At 66.5% G+C, this 25,956-nt stretch carries 29 protein-coding genes and 1 tRNA gene; 23 read left to right on the top strand and 7 right to left on the bottom strand.

Annotated features, from left to right (window positions below):
* Positions 1 to 8: 8 nt before the first annotated feature.
* Positions 9 to 85 (bottom strand) — tRNA-Met (locus VL129_RS07830).
* 138 nt (positions 86 to 223) lie between these two features.
* Here VL129_RS07830 and dinB point away from each other — a divergent pair.
* Complete coding sequence (dinB, locus tag VL129_RS07825; protein ID WP_325411779.1) at positions 224 to 1,273, top strand: DNA polymerase IV; 1,050 nt, start codon at positions 224 to 226, stop codon at positions 1,271 to 1,273.
* Here dinB and VL129_RS07820 read toward each other — a convergent pair.
* The 3 genes from VL129_RS07820 to VL129_RS07810 all read right to left on the bottom strand — a co-directional run bounded on the left by VL129_RS07820 (position 1,270) and on the right by VL129_RS07810 (position 5,377).
* Positions 1,270 to 3,090 (bottom strand): acyl-CoA dehydrogenase C-terminal domain-containing protein, encoded by a 1,821-nt coding sequence (locus VL129_RS07820; RefSeq protein WP_325411777.1) that lies wholly within the window; start codon positions 3,088 to 3,090, stop codon positions 1,270 to 1,272. The two genes, dinB and VL129_RS07820, sit on opposite strands and share 4 nt — an antisense overlap.
* A gap of 197 nt (positions 3,091 to 3,287) precedes the next feature.
* Entirely contained in the window at positions 3,288 to 4,067 is a 780-nt protein-coding gene (locus tag VL129_RS07815; RefSeq protein ID WP_325411775.1) for an MlaA family lipoprotein, read from the bottom strand.
* Between the two features lie 14 nt (positions 4,068 to 4,081).
* Entirely contained in the window at positions 4,082 to 5,377 is a 1,296-nt protein-coding gene (locus VL129_RS07810; protein WP_325411773.1) for a serine/threonine protein kinase, read from the bottom strand.
* A 139-nt stretch (positions 5,378 to 5,516) separates the two neighbouring features.
* Between VL129_RS07810 and VL129_RS07805 the strand changes: the two genes are divergently transcribed.
* Complete coding sequence (locus VL129_RS07805) at positions 5,517 to 5,924, top strand: hypothetical protein (RefSeq protein WP_325411771.1); 408 nt, start codon at positions 5,517 to 5,519, stop codon at positions 5,922 to 5,924.
* Here VL129_RS07805 and VL129_RS07800 read toward each other — a convergent pair.
* On the bottom strand, positions 5,899 to 7,350 hold the full coding sequence (locus VL129_RS07800; protein WP_325411769.1) for a TrkH family potassium uptake protein: 1,452 nt from the start codon (positions 7,348 to 7,350) through the stop codon (positions 5,899 to 5,901). The genes VL129_RS07805 and VL129_RS07800 overlap by 26 nt on opposite strands.
* 175 nt (positions 7,351 to 7,525) lie before the next feature.
* Here VL129_RS07800 and VL129_RS07795 point away from each other — a divergent pair, with 175 nt between their 5' ends.
* The 3 genes from VL129_RS07795 (at position 7,526) to VL129_RS07785 (ending at position 8,953) form a co-directional block, all read left to right on the top strand.
* On the top strand, positions 7,526 to 7,897 hold the full coding sequence (locus tag VL129_RS07795; protein ID WP_325411767.1) for a YkgJ family cysteine cluster protein: 372 nt from the start codon (positions 7,526 to 7,528) through the stop codon (positions 7,895 to 7,897).
* An 82-nt stretch (positions 7,898 to 7,979) separates the two neighbouring features.
* Positions 7,980 to 8,537: a nitroreductase family protein gene (locus tag VL129_RS07790; protein WP_325411764.1), complete on the top strand. Its 558-nt coding sequence runs from the start codon at positions 7,980 to 7,982 to the stop codon at positions 8,535 to 8,537.
* 86 nt (positions 8,538 to 8,623) lie between these two features.
* Positions 8,624 to 8,953: a four-helix bundle copper-binding protein gene (locus VL129_RS07785; RefSeq protein WP_325411761.1), complete on the top strand. Its 330-nt coding sequence runs from the start codon at positions 8,624 to 8,626 to the stop codon at positions 8,951 to 8,953.
* 160 nt (positions 8,954 to 9,113) lie between these two features.
* On the opposite strand, the gene VL129_RS07780 is transcribed toward VL129_RS07785, so the two are convergent.
* A complete protein-coding gene (locus VL129_RS07780; RefSeq protein WP_325411759.1) occupies positions 9,114 to 10,397 on the bottom strand; it encodes an OmpP1/FadL family transporter in 1,284 nt (427 codons plus the stop codon).
* Between the two features lie 205 nt (positions 10,398 to 10,602).
* Positions 10,603 to 11,457 carry a sulfurtransferase gene (locus VL129_RS07775; protein ID WP_325411757.1) on the bottom strand — a complete coding sequence of 285 codons (855 nt, stop codon included), beginning with the start codon at positions 11,455 to 11,457 and terminating at the stop codon, positions 10,603 to 10,605.
* Positions 11,458 to 11,558: 101 nt separating this feature from the next.
* Between VL129_RS07775 and VL129_RS07770 the strand changes: the two genes are divergently transcribed.
* The 18 genes from VL129_RS07770 to VL129_RS07685 form a co-directional block, all read left to right on the top strand.
* Positions 11,559 to 12,353 carry a lysophospholipid acyltransferase family protein gene (locus VL129_RS07770; protein WP_325411755.1) on the top strand — a complete coding sequence of 265 codons (795 nt, stop codon included), beginning with the start codon at positions 11,559 to 11,561 and terminating at the stop codon, positions 12,351 to 12,353.
* 125 nt (positions 12,354 to 12,478) lie between these two features.
* Positions 12,479 to 13,612, top strand: a complete 1,134-nt coding sequence (gene rnd / locus VL129_RS07765; RefSeq protein ID WP_325411753.1) for a ribonuclease D — start codon at positions 12,479 to 12,481, stop codon at positions 13,610 to 13,612.
* The gene (locus VL129_RS07760) at positions 13,609 to 13,908 is read left to right on the top strand and encodes a YcgL domain-containing protein (protein ID WP_325411751.1); all 300 of its coding nucleotides are present in this window, start codon (positions 13,609 to 13,611) and stop codon (positions 13,906 to 13,908) included. Before rnd ends, VL129_RS07760 begins: the two co-directional genes overlap by 4 nt.
* Before the next feature lie 263 nt (positions 13,909 to 14,171).
* Complete coding sequence (gene fliE / locus VL129_RS07755) at positions 14,172 to 14,507, top strand: flagellar hook-basal body complex protein FliE (protein ID WP_325411749.1); 336 nt, start codon at positions 14,172 to 14,174, stop codon at positions 14,505 to 14,507.
* A 13-nt stretch (positions 14,508 to 14,520) separates the two neighbouring features.
* Positions 14,521 to 16,308 carry a flagellar basal-body MS-ring/collar protein FliF gene (gene fliF, locus VL129_RS07750; protein ID WP_325411747.1) on the top strand — a complete coding sequence of 596 codons (1,788 nt, stop codon included), beginning with the start codon at positions 14,521 to 14,523 and terminating at the stop codon, positions 16,306 to 16,308.
* Positions 16,287 to 17,309 (top strand): flagellar motor switch protein FliG, encoded by a 1,023-nt coding sequence (fliG, locus tag VL129_RS07745; RefSeq protein WP_325411745.1) that lies wholly within the window; start codon positions 16,287 to 16,289, stop codon positions 17,307 to 17,309. Before fliF ends, fliG begins: the two co-directional genes overlap by 22 nt.
* A 64-nt stretch (positions 17,310 to 17,373) precedes the next feature.
* Positions 17,374 to 18,162: a flagellar assembly protein FliH gene (gene fliH, locus VL129_RS07740; RefSeq protein ID WP_325411743.1), complete on the top strand. Its 789-nt coding sequence runs from the start codon at positions 17,374 to 17,376 to the stop codon at positions 18,160 to 18,162.
* A complete protein-coding gene (gene fliI, locus VL129_RS07735; RefSeq protein WP_325411741.1) occupies positions 18,152 to 19,498 on the top strand; it encodes a flagellar protein export ATPase FliI in 1,347 nt (448 codons plus the stop codon). Before fliH ends, fliI begins: the two co-directional genes overlap by 11 nt.
* 17 nt (positions 19,499 to 19,515) lie before the next feature.
* Positions 19,516 to 19,965: a flagellar export protein FliJ gene (fliJ, locus tag VL129_RS07730; protein ID WP_325411739.1), complete on the top strand. Its 450-nt coding sequence runs from the start codon at positions 19,516 to 19,518 to the stop codon at positions 19,963 to 19,965.
* A 69-nt stretch (positions 19,966 to 20,034) separates the two neighbouring features.
* The gene (locus tag VL129_RS07725) at positions 20,035 to 20,388 is read left to right on the top strand and encodes an Hpt domain-containing protein (RefSeq protein ID WP_325411737.1); all 354 of its coding nucleotides are present in this window, start codon (positions 20,035 to 20,037) and stop codon (positions 20,386 to 20,388) included.
* 169 nt (positions 20,389 to 20,557) lie between these two features.
* Positions 20,558 to 21,799 (top strand): flagellar hook-length control protein FliK, encoded by a 1,242-nt coding sequence (locus VL129_RS07720; RefSeq protein ID WP_325411735.1) that lies wholly within the window; start codon positions 20,558 to 20,560, stop codon positions 21,797 to 21,799.
* A 241-nt stretch (positions 21,800 to 22,040) separates the two neighbouring features.
* Positions 22,041 to 22,535 (top strand): flagellar basal body-associated FliL family protein, encoded by a 495-nt coding sequence (locus tag VL129_RS07715; RefSeq protein ID WP_325411733.1) that lies wholly within the window; start codon positions 22,041 to 22,043, stop codon positions 22,533 to 22,535.
* A gap of 9 nt (positions 22,536 to 22,544) precedes the next feature.
* Complete coding sequence (gene fliM / locus VL129_RS07710) at positions 22,545 to 23,513, top strand: flagellar motor switch protein FliM (protein WP_325411731.1); 969 nt, start codon at positions 22,545 to 22,547, stop codon at positions 23,511 to 23,513.
* Positions 23,514 to 23,588: 75 nt separating this feature from the next.
* Positions 23,589 to 24,023, top strand: a complete 435-nt coding sequence (gene fliN, locus VL129_RS07705) for a flagellar motor switch protein FliN (protein WP_325411729.1) — start codon at positions 23,589 to 23,591, stop codon at positions 24,021 to 24,023.
* Positions 24,023 to 24,445, top strand: coding sequence for a flagellar biosynthetic protein FliO (gene fliO, locus VL129_RS07700; RefSeq protein ID WP_414705161.1), 423 nt, complete (start codon positions 24,023 to 24,025; stop codon positions 24,443 to 24,445). The genes fliN and fliO overlap by 1 nt, the downstream gene beginning before the upstream one ends.
* A gap of 30 nt (positions 24,446 to 24,475) precedes the next feature.
* The gene (gene fliP, locus VL129_RS07695; RefSeq protein WP_325411781.1) at positions 24,476 to 25,246 is read left to right on the top strand and encodes a flagellar type III secretion system pore protein FliP; all 771 of its coding nucleotides are present in this window, start codon (positions 24,476 to 24,478) and stop codon (positions 25,244 to 25,246) included.
* A 2-nt stretch (positions 25,247 to 25,248) separates the two neighbouring features.
* The gene (gene fliQ / locus VL129_RS07690; protein ID WP_325411727.1) at positions 25,249 to 25,518 is read left to right on the top strand and encodes a flagellar biosynthesis protein FliQ; all 270 of its coding nucleotides are present in this window, start codon (positions 25,249 to 25,251) and stop codon (positions 25,516 to 25,518) included.
* A gap of 3 nt (positions 25,519 to 25,521) precedes the next feature.
* A partial coding sequence (locus tag VL129_RS07685) for a flagellar biosynthetic protein FliR (protein ID WP_325411725.1) occupies positions 25,522 to 25,956 on the top strand: 435 nt, incomplete at its 3' end.

The raw sequence follows: 25,956 nt of genomic DNA, 5'->3' as shown, positions 1-25,956 counted from the left end.
CTGGTATTTGGTTGCGGGAGCAGGATTTGAACCTACGACCTTCGGGTTATGAGCCCGACGAGCTACCAGACTGCTCCATCCCGCGTCGGCCATTCTACGCGCCGAAGACTTGCTGTCAACCCTTGATTCCGGAAAAGCCTTTTGCCATCAGGGCCTTGCGCTTTTCGCAGGGTGGTAAACTGCCAGCCCACGCCAGACCCGGCGGCGCTTCCGGCCTTTTACCGTGCGCAAGATCATTCACATCGACTGCGATTGCTTCTACGCCGCCATCGAGATGCGCGACGATCCGCGACTGGCTGGGCGGCCGCTGGCGGTGGGTGGGTCGCCGGAGCAGCGCGGCGTGGTCGCCACCTGCAACTACGAGGCGCGCGCCTGGGGCGTCCATTCGGCCATGCCGATGCGCACCGCCCTCAAGCTGTGTCCCGATCTGGCCGTGGTGCGCCCGCGCATGGACGCCTACCGGGAAGTGTCGCGGGACATCCACGGCATCTTCCGCGACTACACCGAGCTGATCGAGCCGTTGTCGCTGGACGAGGCCTACCTGGACGTGTCCAGCGCGACCCACCACGGCGGGAGCGGCACCCTGATCGCCCGCGAGATCCGCCAGCGGGTCTGGGAACAGTTGCGCATCACCGTGTCCGCCGGGGTGGCGCCCAACAAGTTCCTGGCCAAGATCGCCAGCGACTGGCGCAAGCCCAACGGCTTGTTCGTGATCACCCCGGACGAGGTGGAGGCCTTCGTGGCCGAACTGCCGGTCAGCAAGCTGCATGGCGTCGGTAAGGTCACCGCCGAGCGCCTGACCCGGCTGGGCATTCGCACCTGCCGTGAGCTGCGCGACTGGGACCGGCTGGCGCTGCTGCGCGAGTTCGGCAGCTTCGGTGAGCGGCTGTGGCATCTGGCACGCGGTATCGACGAACGCCCGGTGCAGGTGGACAGCCGTCGACAGTCACTGAGCGTGGAGACTACCTTCGATCAGGACCTGCCGAATCTGGCGGCCTGCCTGGCCGAGTTGCCCGATCTCTACGACGAGTTGCAGCGCCGGCTGACGCGCCTGGACCAGAGCTACCGGATCGGCAAGCCGTTCGTGAAACTCAAGTTTCACGACTTCACCCAGACCACCCTCGAACAGGCCGGCGCCGGCTGGGACCCGGACAGCTACCGGCTGCTGCTTGGCCAGGCCTTCGCCCGGGGCGACAAGCCGGTGCGGCTGATCGGCCTGGGCGTGCGGCTGGTGGATCTGCAGGGCGTGCAGGAGCAGCTGCGCCTGTTTTAATCGAAGGCGAAATGCTCCCCCGGCAGCTCCATGATCTTCGCCGCCGGGCTGAGCATGGCGGCGGCATGGGCCTTGGCACGCGGCAGCAGGCGGCTGAAGTAGAAGTCGCTGGTAGCGAGCTTGGCCTGGTAGAAATCCAGCGAGTCCTGGCCGCCGTCGCGCATACGCCGGCGGGCGGCGCGCTCCTGCAGGGCCCAGGAATACGCCAGGGTCACGTAGCCGGCGTACATCAGGAAGTCGTGACTGGCGGTGCCGACCAGGTCGCGCTGCTTGCGGGCGATCAGGGCGATGCGCAGGGTCAGCCAGTTCCATTGCGCGCAGAGTCTGAGCAGGGTCAGCGCCTTGCCGCGCATGCCCGGTTCCTCCTTGAGCAGTGTCCAGGCCAGCGCGGCGATATCCGCAGTGAACTGGCGCACCGCCTTGCCTTGGGTCATCAGCAGCACCTTGCGACCGAGCAGGTCGAGGGCCTGGATGCCGGTGGTGCCTTCATAAAGCGTGGCGATGCGCGCGTCGCGGACGATCTGCTCCATGCCGTGTTCGCGGATGTAGCCGTGCCCGCCGTACACCTGCATGCCCAGATTGGCGGCTTCCAGGCCCAGCTCGGTCAGGCAGCCCTTGAGGATCGGGGTGAGAAAGCCCAGCTTGTCGTCCCAGTGGGCCTGCTTGGCGCTGTCGCCGGCGAGGATGCCTTCGATCATGCGATCGGCGTACTGGGCGGCCAGATAGACCAGCGCGCGGCCGCCTTCGGCGACGGCCTTCTGGGTCAGCAGCATGCGCCGGACATCGCCGTGGTGCATGAGGGCGTCAGCCGCCTGCTGTGGCTCCTTGCTGCCGGACAGGGCGCGCATCGAGCGGCGCTCGCGGGCGTAGGCCAGCGCGCCCTGATAGGCCAGCTCGGCGGTGGCCACGCCCTGGATGGCGGTGCCGATGCGCGCGCTGTTCATGAAGGTGAACATGCATTCCAGGCCCTGGTTGGGCGGGCCGATCAGGTAGCCGGTGGCGGCGTCGAAGTTCATCACGCAGGTTGCCGAGGCCTTGATGCCCATCTTCCTTTCCAGCGCGCCGCAGGTCACGCCGTTGCGCGGACCCAGGCTGCCGTCGGCGTTGACCACGAACTTGGGCACGATGAACAGGCTGATGCCGCGGGTACCCTTGGGGGCGTCGGGCAGGCGCGCCAGCACGATGTGGATGATGTTCTCGGTCAGATCGTGCTCGCCGCTGGAGATGAAGATCTTGGTGCCGGTCAGCGCGTAGCTGCCGTCGGCGTTGGCGTCGGCGCGGGTCTTCACCTGACCGAGGTCGGTGCCGCACTGCGGCTCGGTGAGGCACATGGTGCCGGCCCAGCGGCCTGCGGTGAGCGGTGGCAGGTAGGTGCTCTTCTGCTCATCGCTGCCATGCATCATCAGCGTGTTCATGGCGCCCAGGGACAGCCCCGGATACATGGCGAACGGCCAGTTGGCGGTGCCGAGCATTTCCTGCTTGATGGCGCCGAGGCTCATCGGCAGACCCTGGCCACCGTACTCGACCGGGTGCGACAGGCCCTGCCAGCCGCCGTCCACGAAGGCCTGGTAGGCCTCCTTAAACCCCTGGGGCGTGCGGACCTCGCCGTTCTCCAAGTGACAGCCCTCTTCGTCGCCGGAGTGGTAGAGCGGGGCGATCACCTCCTCGCACAGGCGCGCGCACTCGCCGAGGATGGCCTCGACCGTGTCCGGCGTGGCCTCCGCGCCGGCGGCCAGCGCGCCGTAATGGGCGGGGTAGTCCAGCACTTCGTTGAGCAGGAAGCGGGTGTCACGCAGCGGAGCTTTGTAGGCGGGCATGTTCGGTCTCGACGGGTGGAACGACGCGGCGAGTTATACGAGGGCGGCGCCCGGCATGCCTTGGCCTGTGTTGCGCGGGTACGTGGCAGATCGGTCAGAACGCTCGGGGATGGACAGGCCTGTAGGAGCGGCTTCAGCCGCGATTGGGGCAAAGCAGTAGCATCGCGGCTGAAGCCGCTCCTACAGGGTGCCTGGTCTCACTCGGAAATCTGCAGTTCCCGCGCCTTGGTGTACACGTAGCGCACCTTCTCGTATTCGAACGGCGAGTTGACCTGGCCATAGCGGAAGCTGGTCTGGTAACGCATGTCCACCACCCGCAGGCCGTAGATCTCCGGGTGGCCGTAGTTGCTGGCCTCGCTGACGTTCAGGTAGTCGATCTCGCCCTCCACCCAGAAGTCACCGACCAGCCCGGTGGTGTCGCGCAGGTTGGAAGGACCGAGGAACGGCAGCACCAGGTACGGGCCGGCCGGCAGGCCGTAGAAGCCCAGGGTCTGGCCGAAGTCCTCGCGGTGGCGCGGCAGGCCCATCAGGCTGGCCACGTCCCACAGGCCGAACACCCCGAAGGTGCTGTTGAACAGCACGCGCGCGGTGATTTCCATGGAGCGCTGGCCCTTGAACTGCAGCAGGCTGTTGAACAGGTTGCCGATGTCGCCAAGGTTGTCGAAGAAGTTGCTCACCCCGCTGCGCACGAAGCGCGGCGTCACCGCCTGGTAGGTGTTCACCACCGGCAGCAGCACCCATTCGTCGAAGCGCTGGTTGAAGTGGTAGACGCGGCGATTCCAGGGCTCCAGCGGATCGTAGACATCCAGGGCGAGCAGGGTGGAACGCTCGAACTCGCGCTGGTCCAGCCCCGGATTGAAGGTCAGCCGTTCCAGCGGGCGGGTGAAGCCGTCCTCGTCGGGCGCGACCGCTTGCGCCTGGGCGAACGGTGCGGCCAGCAGAAGCAGGGTCAGCAGGGTGAGGCGCTGTCGAAGCATGGGTGGGTGTCCGTTCACTGACGCATGATGTCGAGCATGGCCTGGGTATTGACCCGGTAGTTCATGTTGCCGCAGTGGCCGCCGCGCGGGTACAGCGTCAGGCGCGGGCCGAAGGTGCGGCGCAGGAAACCGAGGTCGCCACGGCCGAGAATGATGTCGTCGGCGTTGTGCATCACGGCGATCTTGTCGCTGGTGCGCAGATAGTCTTCCAGCGCGTAGAGGCTTACGGCGTTCACCAGTTGCGGCAGGCTGCCGCCATCGAAGCGCTTGCGCCACATCGGCACCAGTTGCTCAGCCATGTAGCAGTCGAAGTCGCAGAGCAGCGCGCGGCGGAAGAAGGGGGTGATCTCGGTGCCCTCGTTGATCGGATAGCCCGGCGGGATGATCAGTCCGCGCCGGTTGATCAGATCCGAGGTGAAGACGATGTCGGCGGCGGAGAAGCGAAACGAGGCGCCGATCAGCATCGCCATCTCCTCGTCACTCAGGCGCTGGCGCGACTGCTGGAAGTCGAACAGCACCGCCGCGCTCATGTCCAGGCTGCCCTTGTACTGGAAGTAATGGGTGAGCTTGTCGAACATGCGCTCGTAGAAAGAAGCGGCGTCACGGATGTCGGCCACCTGCGTCTGCACCAGGCGATCGAGGTTGGTCACCGAGGTGTAGAGGTTGACCGGCGGGTTGATCAGCAGCACCCGCTGGAAATTGAAGTGGCGCCGCTGCTCGTCCAGATGGCTGACGAAGGCGGCGTGCAGGCCGCCGAGGCTGTAGCCGGTCAGGTGGTAGCCAGTGACCGGCAGATCGGGATGGTTGGCCATCACCGCCTGCATGACCCGGTAGAGATCGTCGGCATCCTCGGCGGAAATCCCCGGCGTGGCGAAGCGCGAGGCGGCCGCCATGAAGTCGTAGCTGGTCGGTGAGGACAGCTGCACCACATGGAAGCCGCCCTGGTAGAAAACCTTCTTCAGCAGTTCCATGTTGCCGCTGGCGTAGTGGGCGCCGGTGCCGGCGATGATGAAGATCAGCGGCGCCGGGCCGTCCTGGCTGGCGATTCGGTAGCGCAGCTTCTTCACCGCCCAGAAATTGGCCGGCAGTCGGTACTCGCGCTCCGGGCGCAGCAGCAGGCTGTGATCGCTCTGGTCGATCTCGTCGTCGGCGGGCAGGTCGGGGCGCAGGTCCGGCGGCGTGCCGGCGATGGTGGCCTCGAACGGATTGTCCAGCGGGAAGCCGTAGGCCTCGGCGGAGAGCTCGGCGGCCTGGGCGGGGCCGTAGGCCAGCAGGCCAAGCAGCAGGATGAGCGGGAACGAGTGCGGCATGGTCGGTCCGAAGCGGCAAGGGACAAGGCTATGACAACGAGGCGGCCCACAGGGTGCGCAGTATGCCGGCGTGGCGATGCGGCAGGCCAGTGCGCGCTGACTATCCTTGGGGGCCGAGGCGGCGTTGCGGGAGTCACTGATGGGTTCGACACGAACAGGCGTGCCCGGTGCCGGTCGCCAATGGCTCTGGGCGGCCGCTCTGCTGGCCTGGGTGCTGGGATGCTGCGCCTTGCGCTTCCTGTTCCTGGAGGACGAGCGCTGGCTGGGTTGGTGCGCCGACGCCCCGGCAAGCCTGGGCTGTCAGGCCCGCGCCTGGCTGGGTTGGGCCATTCATGTGCGCCTGCTGGCCTGGCTGGCGCTGCCGCCGGCGCTGTTGGCCTTCTGCCTGGCCGGTGCGCCGGGCCGCTGGCTGGCGACATTGGCCCTGATCCCTGCGCTGGCCGGCCTGGTGCTGTACGCCGTCACGCCCGCGTCCTTCGCCACCCTGCTGGCGCTGTTGCGCCTGGTGCGCGACGAACGCCTCAGTGACGCCAGAAGGCGTGGGTGAACAGCACCAGCACGGTGATGATTTCCAGGCGCCCCAGCAGCATGCCCAGCGACAGCAGCCATTTGGCGGCATCCGGCAGGCTGGCGAAATTGCCGGCCGGGCCGATGATCGGCCCCAGTCCCGGACCGACGTTACACACCGCCGTTGCCGCACCGGTCAGCGCGGTCAGCGGGTCCAGGCCGAGCAGCGCCAGACCCAGGGCGACCACGCCGATGGTGATGGTGAAGAAGAACGAGAAGGTCAGGATCGAACGGACGATTTCTTCATCCAGCGGGTGACCGTTGTACTTCTGCTGGATCACCGCGCGCGGGTGGATCAGCTGCTGGATGTTGGCGCGCAGCAGCGCGTAGGCCACCTGGAAACGGAAGATCTTCAACCCGCCGGTCGACGAGCCGGAGCAGCCGCCGATGAAGGTCAGGTAGAAGAAGGCCATGATGGCGAAGTCGCCCCACAGGCTGTAATCGCCCAGGGCGTAGCCGGTGGTGGTGATTATGGACACGGTGTTGACGGTGGCCAGCCGCAGCGCATCGCTCCAGGCGTAGTCGGAGTTCAGCCACAGCCAGCCGCTGAACAGCAGGCAGACGGCGACCAGCAGCTTGAGGAAGCCGCGCACCTGCTGGTCGCGCAGCAGGGCCTTGTAGTTGCCGCGCAGGGTCGACACATAGAGCATGAACGGCAAGCTGCCGAGGACCATCAGCACCACCGCGACCCAGTGCGTCGCGGGCGGGAAGGCGGCCAGCGAGGCATCCGAGGTGGAAAAGCCGGCGGTGGCGACCGAGGTCATCGAATGGTTGATGGCATCGAACCAGCCCATGCCGGTCAGGTGATAGGCCAGCGCACCGAGCAGGGTGAACAGCAGATACACGCCGACGATGTACTTGGCCACCACGTGCGAGCGTGGCAGAACCTTTTCCGACCAGTCCGAGGATTCGGTCTGGAACAGGCGCATGCCACCGACGCGCAGCAGCGGCAGGATCGCCACCGCCATGGCGATGAAGCCGATGCCGCCCAGCCATTGCAGCAGCGAGCGCCACAGCAGCAGGCCGGGAGAGGCGTCGTCCAGGCCGGTGAGCACCGTGCCGCCGGTGGTGGTGATGCCCGACATGCTCTCGAAGAAGGCGTCGGTGTAGCTGAGGTCACGGCTCATCAGCATCGGCAGGGCGGCGAACAGCGCCACCACCAGCCAGCTGGCGGTGGTCAGCAGATACATGTCGCGTGGTCGCAGATGCGACTCGGCCGGACGTCCGGGCAGCACCAGGGCCAGGCCGGTGGCGAAGGTGGCCAGGCTCGACCAGAGAAAAGGCTCCAGTTCATCGGTACGGCCGTACCACAGCTGCGCGAACAGCGGCAGCAGCATGCTGGCGGCCAGGGTGATCAGAAAGATGCCGAGGATGAAACCGATGATGCGTAGGGTCGGCAGGGCCATGGAGTGGCTCGGACGGGGGAAGAAGAGGGGCGCATTCTAACCTTGTGGGGCTGGCTGTAAACCGAGCGGATAGGCGCCGACGAAATTCTTTCGCAGCCCCCTTCACAGCCGGAACGCGATGCATAGAATAGCCGCCCAGCGCCGGCTGCTCTGCCGGTTTCCGAGTTCGCCTCCCATGCCTCAAGAGAACCCCTGCCTCACGTGCGGTGCCTGCTGCGCGTATTTTCGCGTGTCCTTCTACTGGGGCGAGTGCCGCTCCGCCGGCGGCAGCGTTCCGGATGATCGGGTCGTGCAGATTTCCCCCTATCACGCCGCCATGATCGGCACCGATGCCAAGCCGGCGCGTTGCGTGGCGCTGCTGGGCGATGTTGGTTGCTCGGTGCGCTGCACCATGTACGAACAGCGCTCCAGCACCTGCCGCGAGTTCGAGGCGTCCTGGGTCGATGGCCGGCACAACCCGCACTGCGATGCCGCCCGCGCCGCCCATGGTCTGCCGCCGGTGACCCCGCCGCTGCAGCCTGATCTGTCCCCCGACCGGGTCGCCTGAGAGGGCGCGCGCACGAGCGGCATCACCTTTCTGGCGCGCCGGCCACTAGAATGGCCGCCTGTATCGATTCTGGAGGTGGCCCATGGAGGCTCTCGACGCTCTGCTGACCCGTGTGTCCGTGCCGCGTTTGCACGACCCGGCGCCGGATGAGGCGCAACGCCAGCAGTTGTTCCGCGCCGCGCTGCGCGCGCCCGATCATGGCCAGCTGCGCCCCTGGCGCTTCCTGACCATCGAAGGAGTGGCCCGCGAGCGCCTGGGTGAACTGTTCGCCCAGGCGGTCTCGGCGCACGGCAACGTCAAGCCGGACATGCTCACCAAGGCGCGCGCCATGCCGCTGCGCGCGCCGCTGCTGGTGGCGGTGATCGCCGCGCCGAAGACGCACTTCAAGGTGCCGGAAAGCGAGCAGATCCTCTCGGCCGGCTGTGCCGCCCACGCCATCGTGCTGGGCGCCCATGCGCTAGGCCTGGGCGCGATCTGGCGCAGCGGCGAGCTCTCCCACGACCCCATCGTCAAGGCCGGCCTGGGCGTCGGCGCGCAGGAACAGATCGTCGGTTTCATCTACCTGGGCAGCGTCGAAGGTGAACGGCGCACCCCGCCGGAGCTGGATCCCGCCGACTTCGTGACCGCCTGGCAGGGCTGATCGGCGGGCAAGAACCCGCCTGGGGTGGTCCGGTCTCAACAGCTCCGGCAGCGCCAAGCTGTCCCGACCGCCTGGAGGATTAGCCCATGATCAATCCCCGCTACGAAGCCTGTGTCCAGGCTTGCACCCGCTGTGCCGAGGCCTGCGAGCACTGTGCCACCGCCTGCCTGCGCGAAGACGACGTAACGATGATGGCTCGCTGCATCCAGCTGGATCGCGATTGCGCGGACCTGTGCCGGCTGTGTGCGACGCTCATGGTTCGGGACAGCGAACAGGCTGCGGCGCTGTGCCGCGTGTGTGCCGAAGCCTGTCGCGCCTGCGCCAGCGAATGCGCCGGTCACGAACACGAGCATTGCCAGACCTGCGCGCGAGCCTGCACGGCGTGCGCCGAGGAATGCGCGCGTATGGCGGCGTAGGGCAATTGCGGCACGGAACCTGTAGGAGCGAATTCATTCGCGAGTTTTTTGGGGTTCCCGGCCAGGGGGCGCGCCGCATGAAGAGCTCGCGGACAAGTCCGCTCCCACTAAGGCAAAAAGCCGGACCCAAGGTCCGGCTTTTTCTTTACGCCGCTGCCCGTTAGAAACGGTAGGTCAGCTGGGCTGCCAGGCCGTGGGCGGAGTTTTCATACTCGGCGTTGTAGCCGGTCTGATTCACTTCGCCCTTGTCTTCCTTCAGGTAGGAGTAGGCCAGGTCCAGGGTCACGTCCTGGTTGATGTTCCAGCCAGCGCCCAGGGACAGGATGGTGCGATCCGACACCGGGATGCGGGTGGTGCGGTGTTCGTTGGTGGTCGGCGACTCGTCCAGCGCCAGGCCGGCGCGCAGCACCCACTGCGGGTTCAGCTGGTAAGCGGTGCCCACGGCGAAGGACCAGGTGTTGCTCCACTTCAGCGGCTCTTCGACGCGACCGACGACGCCAGCCTGGATGGGGTTGCTGGTCTGGTTCTCGATCACCAGGCTTTCCAGGCGACTCCAGCGGGTCCAGGTGGCGCCGCCGTACAGGGTCCACTGGTCGTCGAGGCGGTAGGTCACCGAGGTGTCCACCGACTCCGGCATGGTGATGTCCACGCTGGCGTCGTAGGTGGTGTTCAGCGTGCCGAGAGTCAGGCCGGGAATGGGAGTGGGCGCGGGGGTAATGCCGCTGACCGTGGTATCGCCTTCCAGGTTGTACTTGACCTTGGAGTGGTAGGTCAGGCCCCAGCTCAGTCGCTCGGTGACATCCACCAGCACGCCGAGGTTGTAGCCATAGGAGACGTCGTCGCCTTCCACATCGGAATGGCCGTCCGGGTAGCTGGCAAGTGCCGGATCAAGCTTGCCCATCGGGATGGCGCGGGTCAGCTTGCCATAGATGCGGCTGATCACCAGGCCACCGCCCACCGACACCTGGTCGTTGATCTTGTAGCTGAGGGTCGGCTGCAGATTGACCACTTCCACTTCGCTGTTCAGGCCGTGGTAGCGACCCATGTGGCCTTTTTCGTAGTCGCTGATGACCGCGAACGGCACGTACAGGCCGAGACCGAAGTGCAGCTTGTCGTTGATCGGGGTGACGTAGTAGCCGAAGGGCACGGTGGCGAAGGGCACCATGTCGCCGTCGGTGCTGCCGGTGCCGCCGGTCGCTTCGATATCGGTCAGCGCATGAATGAACGCCAGACCACCACTCACTTCGCGACGCTCAAGCTTGGACATGCCGGCCGGGTTGCCGGCCACGGTACTGGCGTCCTGGGCGGAGGAGGAACGGCCGGCGAAGGCGGTGCCCATGCCGCTGGCGCTGTGTTCGTTGATGGCCAGGCCGTTTGCCAGGGCTTGGCTGGACAGGGCGCCAATCGCCAGAGCCAGTGTTGTTTTTATCCAGGCTTGTTTCATCGATAACTCCGGTTTTTCGGTTTGAAGCGAGCGGGGCGACGCTAACAGGATCGGTCCTGTTCCAGCGGGGCAAACCGCTCTAGATCGCGGCATTCACACATTCCATGCAGGCCGTGAAGGTTCTCGGCGAAGCATGCTAAAAAAACCGGGCGAGCAATGTAACTATTTGTTCTTCAAGGGAAATGTTCGGTCGAGGGCTGACCAATCAGTCACCTGTCGCCACCGGGCGCGCCGGATCGGTGATCCATTCGCTCCAGGAGCCGGCGTACAGCGGCGCCAGCGGCAGGCCAGCGAGGCTCATGGCGAACAGGTTGTGGCAGGCGGTGACGCCGGAGCCGCAATAGGCCACCAGTTGGTCGGGGCTGCGTCCGGCGAGCAGGCGTTCGAAGCGCTGGCGTAGCTGCGCCGGCGGCAGGAAGCGTCCATCGGCGCCCAGGTTGTCGGTGAAGGGCGCGCAGCAGGCGCCGGGAATGTGACCGGCGACCGGGTCCAGCGGCTCCACCTCGCCGCGAAAGCGCGGCAGGCCACGCGCATCGATCAGGGTCAGCGCCGGGTCGCACAGGCGCCGGCTCAGGCTGTCGGCGTCCAGCACCAGGCTGGCATCCGGGCGGGCGGTGAAATTGCCGCGCGCCGGTTCATCGATCTGCGTGGTCACCGGCAGGCCGGCCGCCTGCCAGGCCTGGAAACCGCCGTCGAGCAGGTACACACCATCGCGCTTGCCCAGCCAGGCCAGCAGCCACCAGGCACGCGCGGCGAACGCGCCGGGGCCATCATCGTAGAGCAGCACCGTGCTGTCCTGATTCACGCCCCACTCGCGCAGGCGCTCCTGCAGGTGGGCGGGGTCGGGCAGCGGATGGCGGCCGGTCGCACCCTTGACCACCGGGCCGGACAGGTCCTGTTCGAGGTCGGCGAACCGGGCGCCCGGGATATGCCCCTCGGCGTAGCGGCTGCGCCCGACGGCGGGATTGTCCAGGGCGAAACGGCAATCAAGGATACGCAGGTCGGGGGTCGACAGGCGTTCGGCAAGTTGTTGCGCAGTCAGCAAGCGGGCGAGGGACATGGAGGCTCCTGTGTCGCGAAGGGGCGGACGGGCATCATAAGGGGGCTGTCATATTTCGCCAGTTGCCTGGCATAGACCCGTCAGAGAAATGGGGAGCCTTCATGTCTGATCTGGCTGTCATCACCGAGAGCGCCACGCTGGCCCGTCGCGTGGGCGTTCTGGTGGGGAATGTCCTGGTTACCGCCTATTACTGCTGCGTGATTCTCGGGCGCGCCGCAATCGGCCGGTTGCGCCGCGAGCACATCGACCGCTATGCGCGCGGCTGGGCTCGTGTGTTGCTGCGCATGGCGCGCATCGACATCCAGGTGCAGGGGCGGGCGCCGGATTTCTCCGACGGCCGGCGCTACATCATCCTCTGCAACCATTCCAGTCACTACGACATCCCGGTGAGCTTCGCCCATCTGCCGGGCTCGATCCGCATGCTCGCCAAGAAGGAGCTGTTCTCCATTCCGCTGTTCGGAGCGACCCTGCGCGCCGGTGAATTCCCGTCCATCAATCGCGGCAACCGCCACCAGGCGGTGCGCGATATGGAAAACGCGCGCCGCCTGATGGAGAGCGGCATCGTGCTGTGGGCCGCGCCGGAAGGCACCCGTTCGGCCGATGGTCGACTGCTGCCGTTCAAGAAGGGCTGCTTCCACCTGGCGCTGGACACCGATGCGGTCATCGTGCCGCTGGCGATTCGCGGCATTCACCAGGTGCTGCCGGCGCGCAGTTGGAAACTGAACCTGGGCATGCCGGTCGAGGTGGAGATCGGTGAACCCATCGACGCCAGCCAGTACTCGGCGGAACAGCTGCCCGGGCTGATGGCCGATACCCGCGCGCGCCTGCAGGCGATGCTCGATCGCGGTGTCGCGCCGGCCGGCGTGGTTGCCGAAGAGCAGCTGACCCCGGCTTGATTCGCCCGTCTCGACTCTGTCGGCCGGCGTAAAGCCGGCCCTACAGGGTTCGGCGGCGCCAGGGTTCATACCTGCCCCCGGGAGCGCTGTATACTGCGCGCCCTTTATTCGACGGGAAGGCCCGCGTGAGCATCGACATTCACTGGATCCGTGACGACGCCGAGCTGGCGCAGCAGTGTGCCGCCTGGCGCACGCAGCCGTTCGTGGTGCTGGACACCGAGTTCATGCGGGTCGACACCTTCTATCCGATCGCCGGTCTGGTGCAGGTCGGCGATGGTCGGCAGGCCGTGCTGATCGATCCGCTGTGCATCCGCGACTGGGCGCCGTTCGCCGCGCTGCTGGACGACCCGAGCGTGGTCAAGGTGCTGCATGCCTGCAGCGAGGACCTGGAAGTCTTCCAGCGCCTGACCGGCACCCTGCCGCAGCCGCTGTTCGACACCCAGCTGGCCGCCGGCTACCTGGATCTGGGCTTCTCCATGGGCTATTCGCGCCTGGTGCAGGCGCTGCTGGCCATCGAGCTGCCCAAGGGCGAAACCCGTTCCGACTGGTTGCAGCGCCCGCTGAGCGACATGCAGGTGCGCTACGCCGCCGAGGATGTGCAGCATCTGGTCGAGGTGTATCGCGCCCTGGATGCGCGGCTCAGCGATGAAAAGCGCACCTGGCTGCTGGAAGACGGCGCCGAGCTGGTGGCCAACCTGCGCCGTGAGGTCGACCCGGACGAGATGTACCGCGAGGGCAAGCTGGCCTGGAAGCTGTCCCGCCAGCAGCTGGCGGTGTACCGGGTGCTGTACGCCTGGCGCGAGCGCGAGGCGCGGCGCCGCGACGTGCCGCGCAACCGCATCCTGCGCGAGGCCTCGCTGTGGCCGCTGGCGCGCTTCCAGCCCTCCGAGCTGGGCGCGCTGTCGCGCATCGAGGACATGCACCCGCGCACCGTTCGCCAGGATGGCGAAACCCTGCTGCAGCTGATTCGCCAGGCGGCGGCGCTGCCGCCGGACGCCTGGCCGCAGCCGGTGGACGAGCCGCTGCCGCTGGAAGCCGGGCGCCTGCTCAAGAAGCTGCGCGCGGTCGGCCAGGCCGAGGCAGCGCGCCTGGGCATGGCCCCCGAGCTGATGCTGCGCAAGAAATCCCTGGAAGCCCTGCTGCGCAGCGGCTATCCCGATGGTCCCTATCAGTTGCCGGACAACCTGCGCGGCTGGCGCCGCGAGCGCCTGGGCCAGGCGTTGCTCGACGCGTTGTCCGCCCCCGGAGAATCGGCATGAAACGCATCTGTTCCATCTACAAGAGCCCGCGCAAGCGCGAGATGTACCTCTATGTGCTGAAAAGCGATGCGCTGAGTCGCGTGCCGGAGGGCCTGCTCGCCGTTTTCGGTGCGCCGCAACTGGCCTTCGATCTGGTGCTGCACCCGGAGCGCCCGCTGGCCCGCGAGGACATCCACCAGGTACTGGAAAACCTCGACCGGCAGGGTTACCACCTGCAGATGCCGCCTCCCGATCTGGAGGACGACTACATCGAGCACCTGCCCGAAGAGTTGCTGCGCATGAACGATCCGCTCTGACGGATGGGTGGCGCCGTTGCGGTGCTGGCATGAGCTGATCAATATGCTATCGTCGCGCCATTAGTGACGAACTCGACGGTTTTTTCGAGGCGGCCAGTACCGGCCGCTTCGCCAGTCCGCGCCGCCGTCCACTTTCCGGCAGCTTGAATCACAAGCAAAACTCTCGCTCGATCAATGACTTGGCCCTTGGCACTGATGTTGCTATGTCTGGGCTCTGTGATGTGGGGCGTCAAAACCACGCCGCCAGTAAGAGGAAATGACACATGAGTCAGGGTCTGCAGTTCAATCGTTTGTTGATGGACATGCGTTCCATGCAGGCGGACGCCATGGCCCGTTTCAAGCCGGCGCAGCCTGAGGCGCCGGCCGCGAACAGCATGCCGAGTTTCGCCGACCTGCTGGGGCAGGCGGTCAACAAGGTGAGTCAGACGCAGAGCTCCGCCAACCAGCTCGCCACGGCCTTTGAAATGGGCCAGGGCGGGGTGGATCTGACCGACGTGATGATCGCCTCGCAGAAGGCCTCGGTGTCCTTCCAAGGCATGACCCAGGTGCGCAACAAGCTGGTACAGGCCTACCAGGACATCATGCAGATGTCGATCTAAGGACGGATGATCCATGTCTGACGCTGTAGCGAAGGTTCCCGCCAACACCAATGGGGCGGAAGCCACGGCCAAGAAGCCGCCGCTGTTGGGACTCTCCTTCCTGGAAAATCTTTCCGATATGTCCATGTTGCGTCAGGTCGGCCTGCTGGTCGGTCTGGCCGCGAGCGTGGCCATCGGCTTCGCCGTGGTGCTCTGGTCCCAGCAGCCGGATTACCGGCCGCTGTACGGCAACCTCAATGGCATGGATGTCAGCCAGGTGGTCGACGTCCTCAACAGCGCCGGCATCGACTACACCGTCGAACCCAATTCCGGCGCCCTGCTGGTCAAGTCCCAGGACATGGCGCAGGCACGCCTGAAGCTGGCCACCGCCGGCGTGGCGCCGCGCGACAACAGCGTCGGCTTCGAGATCCTCGACCGCGAGCAGAGCCTGGGCACCAGCCAGTTCATGGAAGCGGCGCGCTATCGCCGCGGCCTGGAAGGCGAGCTGGGGCGCACCATCGCCAGCCTCAACGGCGTCAAGTCGGCGCGCGTGCACCTGGCCATTCCCAAGAGTTCGGTGTTCGTGCGCGACGAGCGCAAGCCCAGCGCCTCGGTGCTGCTGGAACTGTTCGCCGGGCGCAGCCTGGAGCCCGGTCAGGTCCAGGCGATCATCAACCTGGTGGCCACCAGCGTGCCGGAACTGAACAAGTCCCAGGTCACCGTGGTGGACCAGAAGGGCAACCTGCTGTCCGACCAGCAGGAACTGTCCGAACTCACCGTCGCCGGCCGCCAGTTCGAATACAGCCGCCGGGTGGAAACCCTGCTCACCCAGCGCGTGCACAACATCCTGCGTCCGGTGGTCGGCAGCGACCGCTACAAGGCGGAAGTCTCCGCCGACGTGGACTTCAACGCCGTCGAGTCGACCACCGAAACCTTCAACCCCGACCAGCCGGCGCTGCGCAGCGAACAGGCGGTCAGCGAACAACGCCACAGCAGCCTGCCGCCGCAGGGCGTGCCGGGCGCGCTGAGCAACCAGCCGCCGGCGCCGGGCGCCGCGCCCGAACAGCTGGGCCTCGGCGGCGCGACTGCCGGTGCGATTCCGCCGGGCCAGCCGCTGCTGGATGCCAACGGCCAGCAGATCATGGATCCGGCCACCGGCGCGCCGATGCTGGCGCCGTACCCGGCCGACAAGCGCGAGCAGGCCACCCGCAACTACGAACTGGACCGCTCCATCAGCTACACCCGCCAGCAGCAGGGGCGCGTGCGTCGCCTGTCCATCGCCGTGGTGGTGGACGACCAGCAGATCGTCGATGCGCAGGCCGGCACCGTCACCTACCAGCCGTGGAGCGCCGAGGATCTGGCGCGCTTCACCCGCCTGGTGCAGGACGCGGTGGGCTTCGATGCCAGTCGTGGCGACAGCGTCAGCGTGGTCAACACCCCGTTCGTCGCCGACCGTGGCGACGTGATCGAGGAAATTCCCTTCTACGCGCAGCCCTGGTTCTGGGACGTTGCCAAGCAGATCATCGGCGCGCTGTTCATTCTCGCCCTGGTGTTCGGCGTGCTGCGCCCGCTGCTGAACAACGTCACCGGCAACAAGAAGGGTTCCGGCAAGGACCTGGTGCCGCTCGAACGCGACCTGCAGCCGCTGGCCACCGAGCTGGATGACGACCAGTTGAGCCTGAGCGGTTCGGCCCAGCAGATCATGCTGGCCAACCCCAATGACAGCTTCGAGGCCCAGCTCAACGCCATCAAGAACCTGGTGGCGGAGAACCCGGCCCGCGTTGCCGAAGTCGTCAAAGAATGGATCAACGGGGACGAGTGACCGTGAGCAAACTGAGCAAAGTCGACAAGGCCGGCATCCTGCTGCTCTCCCTGGGCGAAACCGATGCCGCGCAGGTGTTGCGCCACCTGGGCCCCAAGGAAGTACAGAAGGTCGGTGTGGCCATGGCCCACCTGGGCAACGTGCACCGCGAGCAGGTCGAGGAAGTCCTCGGCGAATTCATCGTCATGGTCGGTGAACAGACCGGCCTGGGCGTCGGCACTGACGGCTACATCCGCAAGATGCTCACCCAGGCCCTGGGCGAGGACAAGGCCGGCAGCCTGATCGACCGCATCCTGCTGGGCGGCAGCACCAGCGGCCTGGACAGCCTGAAGTGGATGGAGCCGCGCGCCGTGGCCGACGTGATCCGCTACGAGCACCCGCAGATCCAGGCCATCGTGGTGGCCTACCTGGACGCCGACCAGGCCAGCGAGGTGCTCAGCCACTTCGCCCACAAGGCGCGGCTGGACATCCTGCTGCGCGTGTCCTCGCTGAACACCGTGCAGCCGGCGGCGCTCAAGGAACTCAACACCATCCTCGAGAAGCAGTTCTCCGGCAACACCAACACCAGCCGCGCCACCCTGGGCGGCGTGAAGCGTGCCGCCGACATCATGAACTACCTGGACAGCAGCATCGAAGGCCCGCTGATGGATTCCATCCGCGAGCTGGACGAGGAGCTGGCGCTGGAGATCGAGGACCTGATGTTCGTCTTCGAGAACCTGGGCGACATCGACGATCGCGGCATCCAGGCGCTGCTGCGCGAGATCTCTTCCGACGTGCTCACCCTGGCGCTCAAGGGCGCCGACGAGAACGTCAAGGAAAAGATCTTCAAGAACATGTCCAAGCGCGCCGGCGAGCTGCTGCGCGACGACCTGGAAAACCTCGGCCCGGTACGCGTCAGCGACGTGGAAACGGCGCAGAAGGAAATCCTCGGCATCGCACGGCGCATGGCCGAAGCCGGCGAAATCATCATCGGCCCGAAGGGCGCCGAAGAAATGATCTGATCCCGTGCTCCGGGATAGACAGACGGGATAGGCAGACCCCTGGCGGGGCGAGAGTCGAGTCACCATGCAGACCAGCCAAGGCGAATACGAAAGCGATCTGATCCGCGCCAGCGACCTGCCGCCTTTCGAGCGCTGGTTGCTGCCCAGCTTCGATCCGCTCAAGCCGGCGCCCGCACCCGAGCCGCTGCCCGAGCCGGAGCCGGAAATCCAGGCCACGGTCGAGGAAGTGCCGGTCGAGACGGTGCAGCCGATCACCCTCGAAGAGCTCGAGGCAATCCGCCAGGAGGCCTACAACGAAGGCTTCTCCACCGGCGAGAAGGACGGCTTCCACGCCGGCCAGCTGCGCGCCCGTCAGGAAGCCGAGCTGCGCCTGAACGAACAGCTGGCGCGCCTGGAACAACTGATGGGCCATCTGCTGGAGCCCATCGCCGAACAGGACCAGGCGCTGGAGCTGGCGCTGGTCGACCTGGTCGCCCACGTCAGCCGCGAGGTCATCCAGCGCGAGCTGCACAGCGATTCCAGCCAGCTGCAGCAGATTCTCTCCGAGGCCCTCGGCCTGCTGCCCATGGGCGCCGGCAACCTGCGTATCCACGTCAATCCGCAGGACTTCGAGCTGGTCAAGGCGCTGCGCGAACGCCACGAGGAAAGCTGGAAGATCGTCGAGGACGCCAGCCTGCAGCCCGGCGGCTGCCGGGTGGAAAGCCAGAACAGCCTGGTCGATGCCACCGTGGAAACCCGCCTCAAGCAGGCGCTGGCGCAGTTGTTCGAGCACAAGCGCGAGCAACGCCTGCATCCGCCGGTGCCCGACCTGAGCGTCGAGCTGCCCAGCGGGGAGCAGCCCAATGCGCCTTGAGCGCACCACGTTCGCCCGTCGCCTGGCCGGCTATCAGCAGGCGGTCAGTCTGCCCAGCCGCCCGGTAGTCGAAGGCCGCCTGCTGCGCATGGTCGGCCTGACCCTGGAAGCCGAAGGCCTCAGCGCCGCCGTGGGCAGCCGCTGCCTGGTGATGAACGGCGACCGCCACCATCCGCTGGAAATCGAAGCCGAAGTGATGGGCTTCTCCGGCAGCAAGACCTACCTGATGCCGGTCGGCAGCCTGGCCGGCATCGCCCCGGGCGCGCGCGTGGTGCCGCTGGCCGACAGCGGCCGCCTGCCGATGGGCAAGAGCATGCTCGGCCGGGTGCTCGACGGCACCGGCAAGCCGCTGGACGGCAAGGGCCGCATGCGCGCCGAGGATTGGGTGCCGATGGTCGCGCCGGTGATCAACCCGCTGCGCCGCCACCCGATCGACGAACCGCTGGACGTCGGCATCCGCAGCATCAACGGCCTGCTTACCGTGGGGCGCGGCCAGCGCCTGGGCCTGTTCGCCGGCACCGGCGTGGGTAAATCGGTGCTGCTGGGCATGATGACCCGCTTCACCAAGGCCGACGTGATCGTGGTCGGGCTGATCGGTGAACGGGGCCGCGAAGTGAAGGAATTCATCGAGCAGATCCTCGGTGAGGAAGGCCTCAAGCGCTCCGTGGTGGTTGCCTCGCCGGCCGACGAAGCGCCGCTGATGCGCCTGCGCGCCGCGCAGTACTGCACGCGCATCGCCGAGTATTTTCGCGACCAGGGCCAGAACGTCCTGTTGCTGATGGATTCGCTGACCCGCTACGCCCAGGCCCAGCGCGAGATCGCCCTGGCCATCGGCGAGCCGCCAGCCACCAAGGGCTATCCGCCGTCGGTGTTCGCCAAGCTGCCGGCGCTGGTCGAACGGGCCGGTAACGCGGAGCAGGGCGGCGGTTCGATCACCGCCTTCTACACCGTGCTGTCCGAGGGTGACGACCAGCAGGATCCGATCGCCGACGCGGCGCGCGGCGTGCTCGACGGCCACATCGTGCTGTCGCGCCGGCTGGCCGAGGAAGGCCATTACCCGGCGATCGACATCGAGGCGTCCATCAGCCGGGTGATGCCGCAGGTGGTCAGCCCCGAGCACCTGCAACTGGCGCAGCGCTTCAAGCGCTTCTGGTCGCGCTACCAGCAGAGCCGCGACCTGCTCAGCGTCGGTGCCTACGTGCCCGGCGGCGATCCGGAAACCGACCTGGCCATCGCCAAGCAGCAGCAGATGGCCCATTACCTGCGCCAGGGGCTCAACGAAGGCGGTCAGCAGCTGGGGCAGAACGCCGCCCAACTGGCGACGGTCTTCCAGTGACTCGGCGCTGAGCGGCAATGGGTGATCGGCGAATCCAGCGTCTGACCCCGGTGGTGGACCTGGCCACGCGGGCGGAACGTGACGCGGCGCGCGCGCTGGGGCAAGCCCAGCAGAAGCTGCTGCAAAGCGAGAATCAGCTTCGCGAACTGCAGCGCTACCTCAGCGACTATCAGCAGCAATGGCTGACCTCCGGTCGCCAGGGCGTCTCCGGCCAGTGGATGGTCAACTATCAGCGTTTTCTCGGCCAGCTGGACACCGCCATCGAGCAGCAGGGGCGCAGCGTCGAGTGGAGCCGGGAAAACCTGCGCAAGATCCGCGAACGCTGGCAGCAGTGCCACATGCGTCTGGAAGGCTTGCGCAAGCTGGTACAGCGCTATCAGGACGAGGCCCGGCGGATGGCCGACGCGCGCGAGCAGAAGCAGTTCGACGAACTGGCGCAGCGGATGCTCGTTCGTCGGGAAGACTGACCTGCGTCTGGAGGGAGCATGGACAGGCCGCGCATAATGGCACGGTGACACATCGCTAAGGACAAGCGGATGTACGGACGATCGCATATCGACAGCGCAGTGCTGCAAAGCCTGCAGGATGTCATGGCCGAGGACTATCCGGCCCTTCTGGATGCCTACCTGGGCGATTCCGAGGAACGCCTTCATTCCCTGCGCCAGGCCTTGCGCGACGGCAACGCCGAAGCGCTGAGCAAGGCGGCGCACAGCTTCAAGGGCAGCTGCAGCAACATGGGCGCGGTGATGCTGGCCAAGCTCTGCCTGGACCTGGAGCGCGCCGGGCGCGACGCCGCCCTCGATCGCGCCGCCGGCCTGTTGCGGCAGGTCGAACAGGAACTCTCCGTGGTGCGCGTGCTGGTTCGCGCAGAGCGCCGTCGCTTCGCCTGACCCATCGCATCGCGGCTGAACGCAATCTGTAGGAGCGGCTTCAGCCGCGATGCCCTTGGGTGGCCCGGTCGCGGCTAAAGCCCCTCCCACAGTGGCCCGGCCGCTGCTGTCCGGGTTGGCCCGCCGCTTGCAATCCCCCTGGCACTACTAGAACTCAGCGGAGTCAGCCATGAGCCTTGGTGCCGATTTCCTTCTGCCAAAGGCGTCTGCGGTGCAAGCCGACCAGAGCCTGCGCGGAACGCCACGCGACGCGAGCCAGAGCGGTTTCGCCGATGTCTATGCCCAGGCCCGGGAAGGCAGTGAGGGTCCGCTCGCCGAGTCTGGCGCCCCGGTCCAGCCGGCCATCGGTGAGCAAGCCCTTGCCGGCCTCGGCAGCGAATTGCCGGGCGGCGAACTGCCGGGCAGCGAATTGCCGCTGACGGACGAAGCGCTGCTCGTGGAGCCGGAAGACGTTTCCCTGGAATCGCTGATGCTGTTCGGTCGCGACAGCGCCCCGGCCGCTACGGCATCGTCCGAGACGCTGGCCTCCGCTGAACAGCTTGCGCCGGTCACCGAGCAGGATCTGCCGGTCGACGCGACACTCGACACCCGCACGCCGGAACCGGAACAGCCGCTGATGGCCGAGGCAGTGGCCAGCCAGATGGTGGCGGCCGCGACGCCGGCCGCCGGGCTTGCCCAGCAGGCCGCCGCCAGCGCCGTGGGTGTGCGTTCGGCCACCGCGAGCCTGACCGAGACGCGCGGCGCCCCGCGTCAGCAAGCGTTGCAGCCTGAGCTTAGCCTGGCGTCGGTTGCTGAAACGGAACTCGCCGCCGACGGCGAGCAGGACTTCACCGAGGCGTTGCGCACCAGCCTGGCGGCGACCGCTGGCGGCGCGGCGCAGGCTTCGACCGAGAGCCCCGACAGCCCAGTCAATCCTTTGACTCAGGCCGTGCAGCAGGCCAACGCGGCGCAGCGCGAGGCCGCCGCCAATGCGCTGCAGCAGCCGTTGTCCATGCGCCAGCCGGGCATGAGCGAGGCGGTGGTGGAGCGCGTCATGTGGCTGTCCAGTCAGAACCTGAAAAGCGCGGAAATCCAGCTGGATCCCGCCGAGCTGGGTCGTCTGGAAATCCGCATCAGCCTGAACCAGGAACAGACCCAGATCAGCTTTGCCAGCCCGCACGCCTCGGTGCGCGAGGCGCTGGAAGGGCAGATGCACCGGCTGCGTGACATGTTTGCCCAGCAGGGCCTGGATCAGTTCGACGTCAATGTCTCCGACCAGTCCCTCGCGCGTGGCGAGCGACAGGCCGACGAGCGCGGCGCTTCCGGGCTGGCCGGTGGCGGAGCCGAGGCGGAAGACGGCCTGGAAGCCGAAAGCCTGATCGCGACCACGCCGCTGGAGAACGGTCGCGGCCTGGTGGATTTCTACGCCTGAGGTCTGGAACTTCGTGGCTGTGAACCTGTAGGGCCGGCTTTACGCCGGCCAGCGGCTCGCACCACCCGGCAAGGTCGCGGTTCCACCGCCGTCGGCCGGGATAAACCCGGCCCCACAGGGTTTGACCGCAGGCCTGGAGAAGGGCTGTGGCGGGCTCGTCGGATCGGCCAATCGGCTGGCACAAGACTTGCTGAATCGCTGGCTTGACTGTTGTAGCGCCGCAAGGTGACGGATATTTGGCATGGCTAAGTCTTTCAGGCTTGAGAACTCGAAACTTCTTCTCATCATCCTCGGGGTGTTGGGCCTGTTGCTGGCGATGGTCGCCGCAGTGGGCGTTACCTGGTACGTCCTGACCTCCTCCAATTCGGCTAGTAACGTCAGTCCGGACGCCAAGCCGCTGTTTGTCAGCCGCGACCGTGGCGCGGTGTACGAGGATCTCAAGGAACCCTTCGTGGTGAACTTCAACGCCAATGGACGGGCGCGCTACCTGCAGGTCAGCGTTTCCCTGCTCGGCCGCGACAAGAAGAGCATGGATGCGCTGCGCGAACACCAGCCGCTGCTGCGCAACGAGCTGGTCATGCTGTTCTCCGCGCAGAGCTTCGAAACCATGCTCACCGCCGCGGGCAAGGAAGCGGTGCGCGTCCAGGCCACCGAGCGCGTCCAGGAACTGGCGCGCAACCTGCTCGGCCAGCCCGCCGTCGAGCAGGTGCTGTTCACCAATTTCGTTTTGCAGTAGGACCCTTTCATGGCCACAGACCTGCTGTCACAGGATGAGATCGACGCGCTGTTGCACGGCGTCGATGACGGGCTGGTTTCCGTCGAGGAAACCGGCAGCCCCAACGGGGTCAAGAGCTACGACCTGACCAGCCAGGACCGCATCGTCCGTGGTCGCATGCCGACCCTGGAAATGGTCAACGAGCGCTTCGCCCGTTACACCCGCGTCAGCATGTTCAACCTGTTGCGCCGTTCCGCCGACGTCGCCGTGGGCGGCGTGCAGGTGATGAAGTTCGGCGAGTACGTGCACTCGCTGTACGTGCCCACCAGCCTCAACCTGGTGAAGATGCGCCCGCTGCGCGGCGTGGCGCTGTTCATCCTCGATTCGCGGCTGGTGTTCAAGCTGGTCGACAACTTCTTCGGCGGCGACGGCCGCCACGCCAAGATCGAAGGTCGCGAGTTCACTCCCACCGAGCTGCGCGTGGTGCGCATGGTGCTGGACCAGGCGTTCGTCGACCTCAAGGAAGCCTGGAACGCGCTGCTGGAAGTGGACTTCGAGTACCTCAACTCCGAGGTCAACCCGGCCATCGCCAACATCGTCAGCCCCAGCGAGGTGGTGGTGGTTTCCACCTTCCACATCGAACTGGACGGCGGCGGCGGCGACCTGCACGTGACCCTGCCGTACTCGATGCTCGAGCCGATCCGCGAGATGCTCGACGCCGGCTTCAAGTCCGACGTGGGCGATCAGGACGAGCGTTGGTCCAAGGCGCTGCGCGAGGACATTCTGGATGTCGAGGTGCCGCTGGACGCCACCGTGGCGCGCCGCCAGCTGCGCGTGCGCGACATTCTCTACATGCAGCCCGGTGACGTGATCCCGGTCGAGCTGCCCGAGCAGATGCTGCTCAAGGCCAATGGGGTGCCGACCTTCGAAGTGAAGCTCGGCTCCCACAAGGACATGCTGGCCCTGCAGGTGATGGGGCCGCTGGAACGCAATCGCTAAAGGCAACTCTTCTTTCCGCCTGAACCTTCCGCCCGATGCGGAGCGGTCAGCCGAACAGCCAGTTGAGGACACGCAATGCCAAACAACACCCCGAAGTCTCCCGAGGACCAGGCCGCCGAGTGGGCCGCCGCCCTGGAAGAGGGTGGTAGTCAGAACGCCATCGACGAGCTGCTGGCCGAAGGCCCGGCGCGCGCGCCGATGGAACAGTTCCCCACCCCGGCCAAGGGCGAGCCGGTGCACGGCCTGGAAGGCCCCAACCTGGACGTGATCCTGGATATTCCGGTGACCATTTCCATGGAAGTGGGCAACACCAGCATCAGCATCCGCAACCTGCTGCAGCTCAACCAGGGCTCGGTGATCGAGCTGGATCGCCTGGCCGGCGAGCCGCTGGACGTGCTGGTCAACGGCACCCTGATCGCCCATGGCGAAGTGGTGGTGGTCAACGAGAAGTTCGGTATCCGCCTGACCGACGTGATCAGTCCTTCCGAGCGCATCCGGAAGCTGCGCTAATGCGTCGCCTGATCCTGGCGCCCCTGCTGCTGGCCGGCGAAGCCGTTGCCGCCACGCCGGGACCGTCCACCGAAGGCATGGTCGATCAGCTGGTGCAGCTGGTGCTCGGCCTGGGCCTGGTGGTCGGCCTGATCTTCGGCCTCGCCTGGCTGCTGCGGCGCATGCAGAACCAGGCCGGGCCGCGCGGCAACCAGGCCATCCAGCTGCTGGCCAGCCAGTCGCTGGGCGCCCGCGAGCGGCTGCTGCTGGTGCAGGTCGGCGAGGAACAGGTGCTACTCGGCCTCACCGCCGGACGCATCACTCCGCTGCATGTGCTCAAGCAGCCGGTGGTGCTGCCCGCCACCCAAACCGCCACGCCGGAATTTGCCCGCCGCCTGCAGGAACTGCTCGGCCGCGACAAGACCCCGCCCGCCGAGCACTGATCGATGAACGCGACCGTCCTTGCCCCGTTGATGTCCGCCCGCGCCTGGCTGGTGCTGGCGGGCGTGCTGCTGTGGCTGCTGGCCGGTCCGGCCATGGCGCAGCAGGCGGCCGGTGATCCGCTTGGCATCAAGGCCATCACCCTGAGCACCAACCCGGACGGCGAGCAGGAATACTCGGTCAGCCTGCAGATCCTGCTGATCATGACGGCGCTGAGCTTCATCCCGGCGTTCGTCATGCTGATGACCAGCTTCACGCGGATCATCATCGTCTTCTCCATCCTGCGTCAGGCGCTGGGCCTGCAGTCCACGCCGTCCAACCAGATCCTGCTCGGCCTGGCGCTGTTCCTCACGCTGTTCATCATGGCGCCGGTGTTCGACAAGGTGAACGAGCAGGCGCTGCAGCCGTACCTGAACGAGCAGATTGCCGCCAAGGAAGCCATCAGCCGCGCCGAGGTGCCGCTCAAGGACTTCATGCTGGCGCAGACCCGCGAGAGCGACCTGGACCTGTTCGTGCGGCTGTCCAAGCGCACCGACATCGCCGCCCCGGCCGACACGCCGCTGACCATCCTGGTGCCGGCCTTCGTCACCTCCGAGCTGAAGACCGCCTTCCAGATCGGCTTCATGATCTTCATCCCGTTCCTGATCATCGACCTGGTGGTGGCCAGTATTCTGATGGCCATGGGTATGATGATGCTCTCGCCGCTGATCATCTCGCTGCCGTTCAAGATCATGCTGTTCGTGCTCATCGATGGCTGGAGCCTGATCATGGGCACCCTGGCCGCCAGTTTCGGGACGTTATAGCCATGACCCCTGAAGTCGCCGTCGACCTGTTCCGCAGCGCCCTGTGGCTGACCGCCGTGACGGTGGCCATCCTGGTGGTGCCCAGCCTGATCGCCGGTCTGATCGTCGCGGTGTTCCAGGCCGCCACGCAGATCAACGAGCAGACCCTGAGCTTCCTGCCGCGCCTGCTGGTCATGCTTGGAACGCTCATGTGGGCCGGTCCCTGGCTGGTGCGCCAGTGGCTGGAGTACACCGAGACGCTGGTGCACAACATCCCCTATGTAATTGGTTGACCGATGCTGGAACTGACCGACGCGCAGATTGGCGGCTGGGTCAGCGCCTTCCTGCTGCCGCTGTTCCGCATCGGCGCGCTGCTGATGGTCATGCCGGTGTTCGGCGGCAACCTGATTCCCATGCGCGTGCGCCTCTACCTGGCGCTGGCCATCACCCTGCTGCTGTCGCCCAATCTGCCGCCGATGCCCGAGGTGGACGCGCTCAGCCTGCGCATGATGCTGCTGATCGCCGAGCAGATTCTCATCGGCGCGGTGCTGGGCTTCATATTGCAGCTGTTCTTCCAGATCTTCGTGGTCATCGGCCAGTTCGTCTCCATGCAGATGGGCCTGGGCTACGCCTCGATGATGGACCCGGCCATGGGCGTGTCGGTGCCGCTGCTCGGCCAGTTCCTGCTCAACATGGCGACCCTGATGTTCCTGGCCATGAACGGCCACCTG

Origin of the sequence: Pseudomonas sp. (assembly GCF_035497915.1) — a bacterium.
In the GTDB taxonomy this organism is placed as follows: Bacteria; Pseudomonadota; Gammaproteobacteria; order Pseudomonadales; family Pseudomonadaceae; genus Serpens.
The sequence above is the reverse complement of the archived record's forward strand: the minus strand, read 5'-3'. Positions and strand labels throughout refer to the sequence as shown.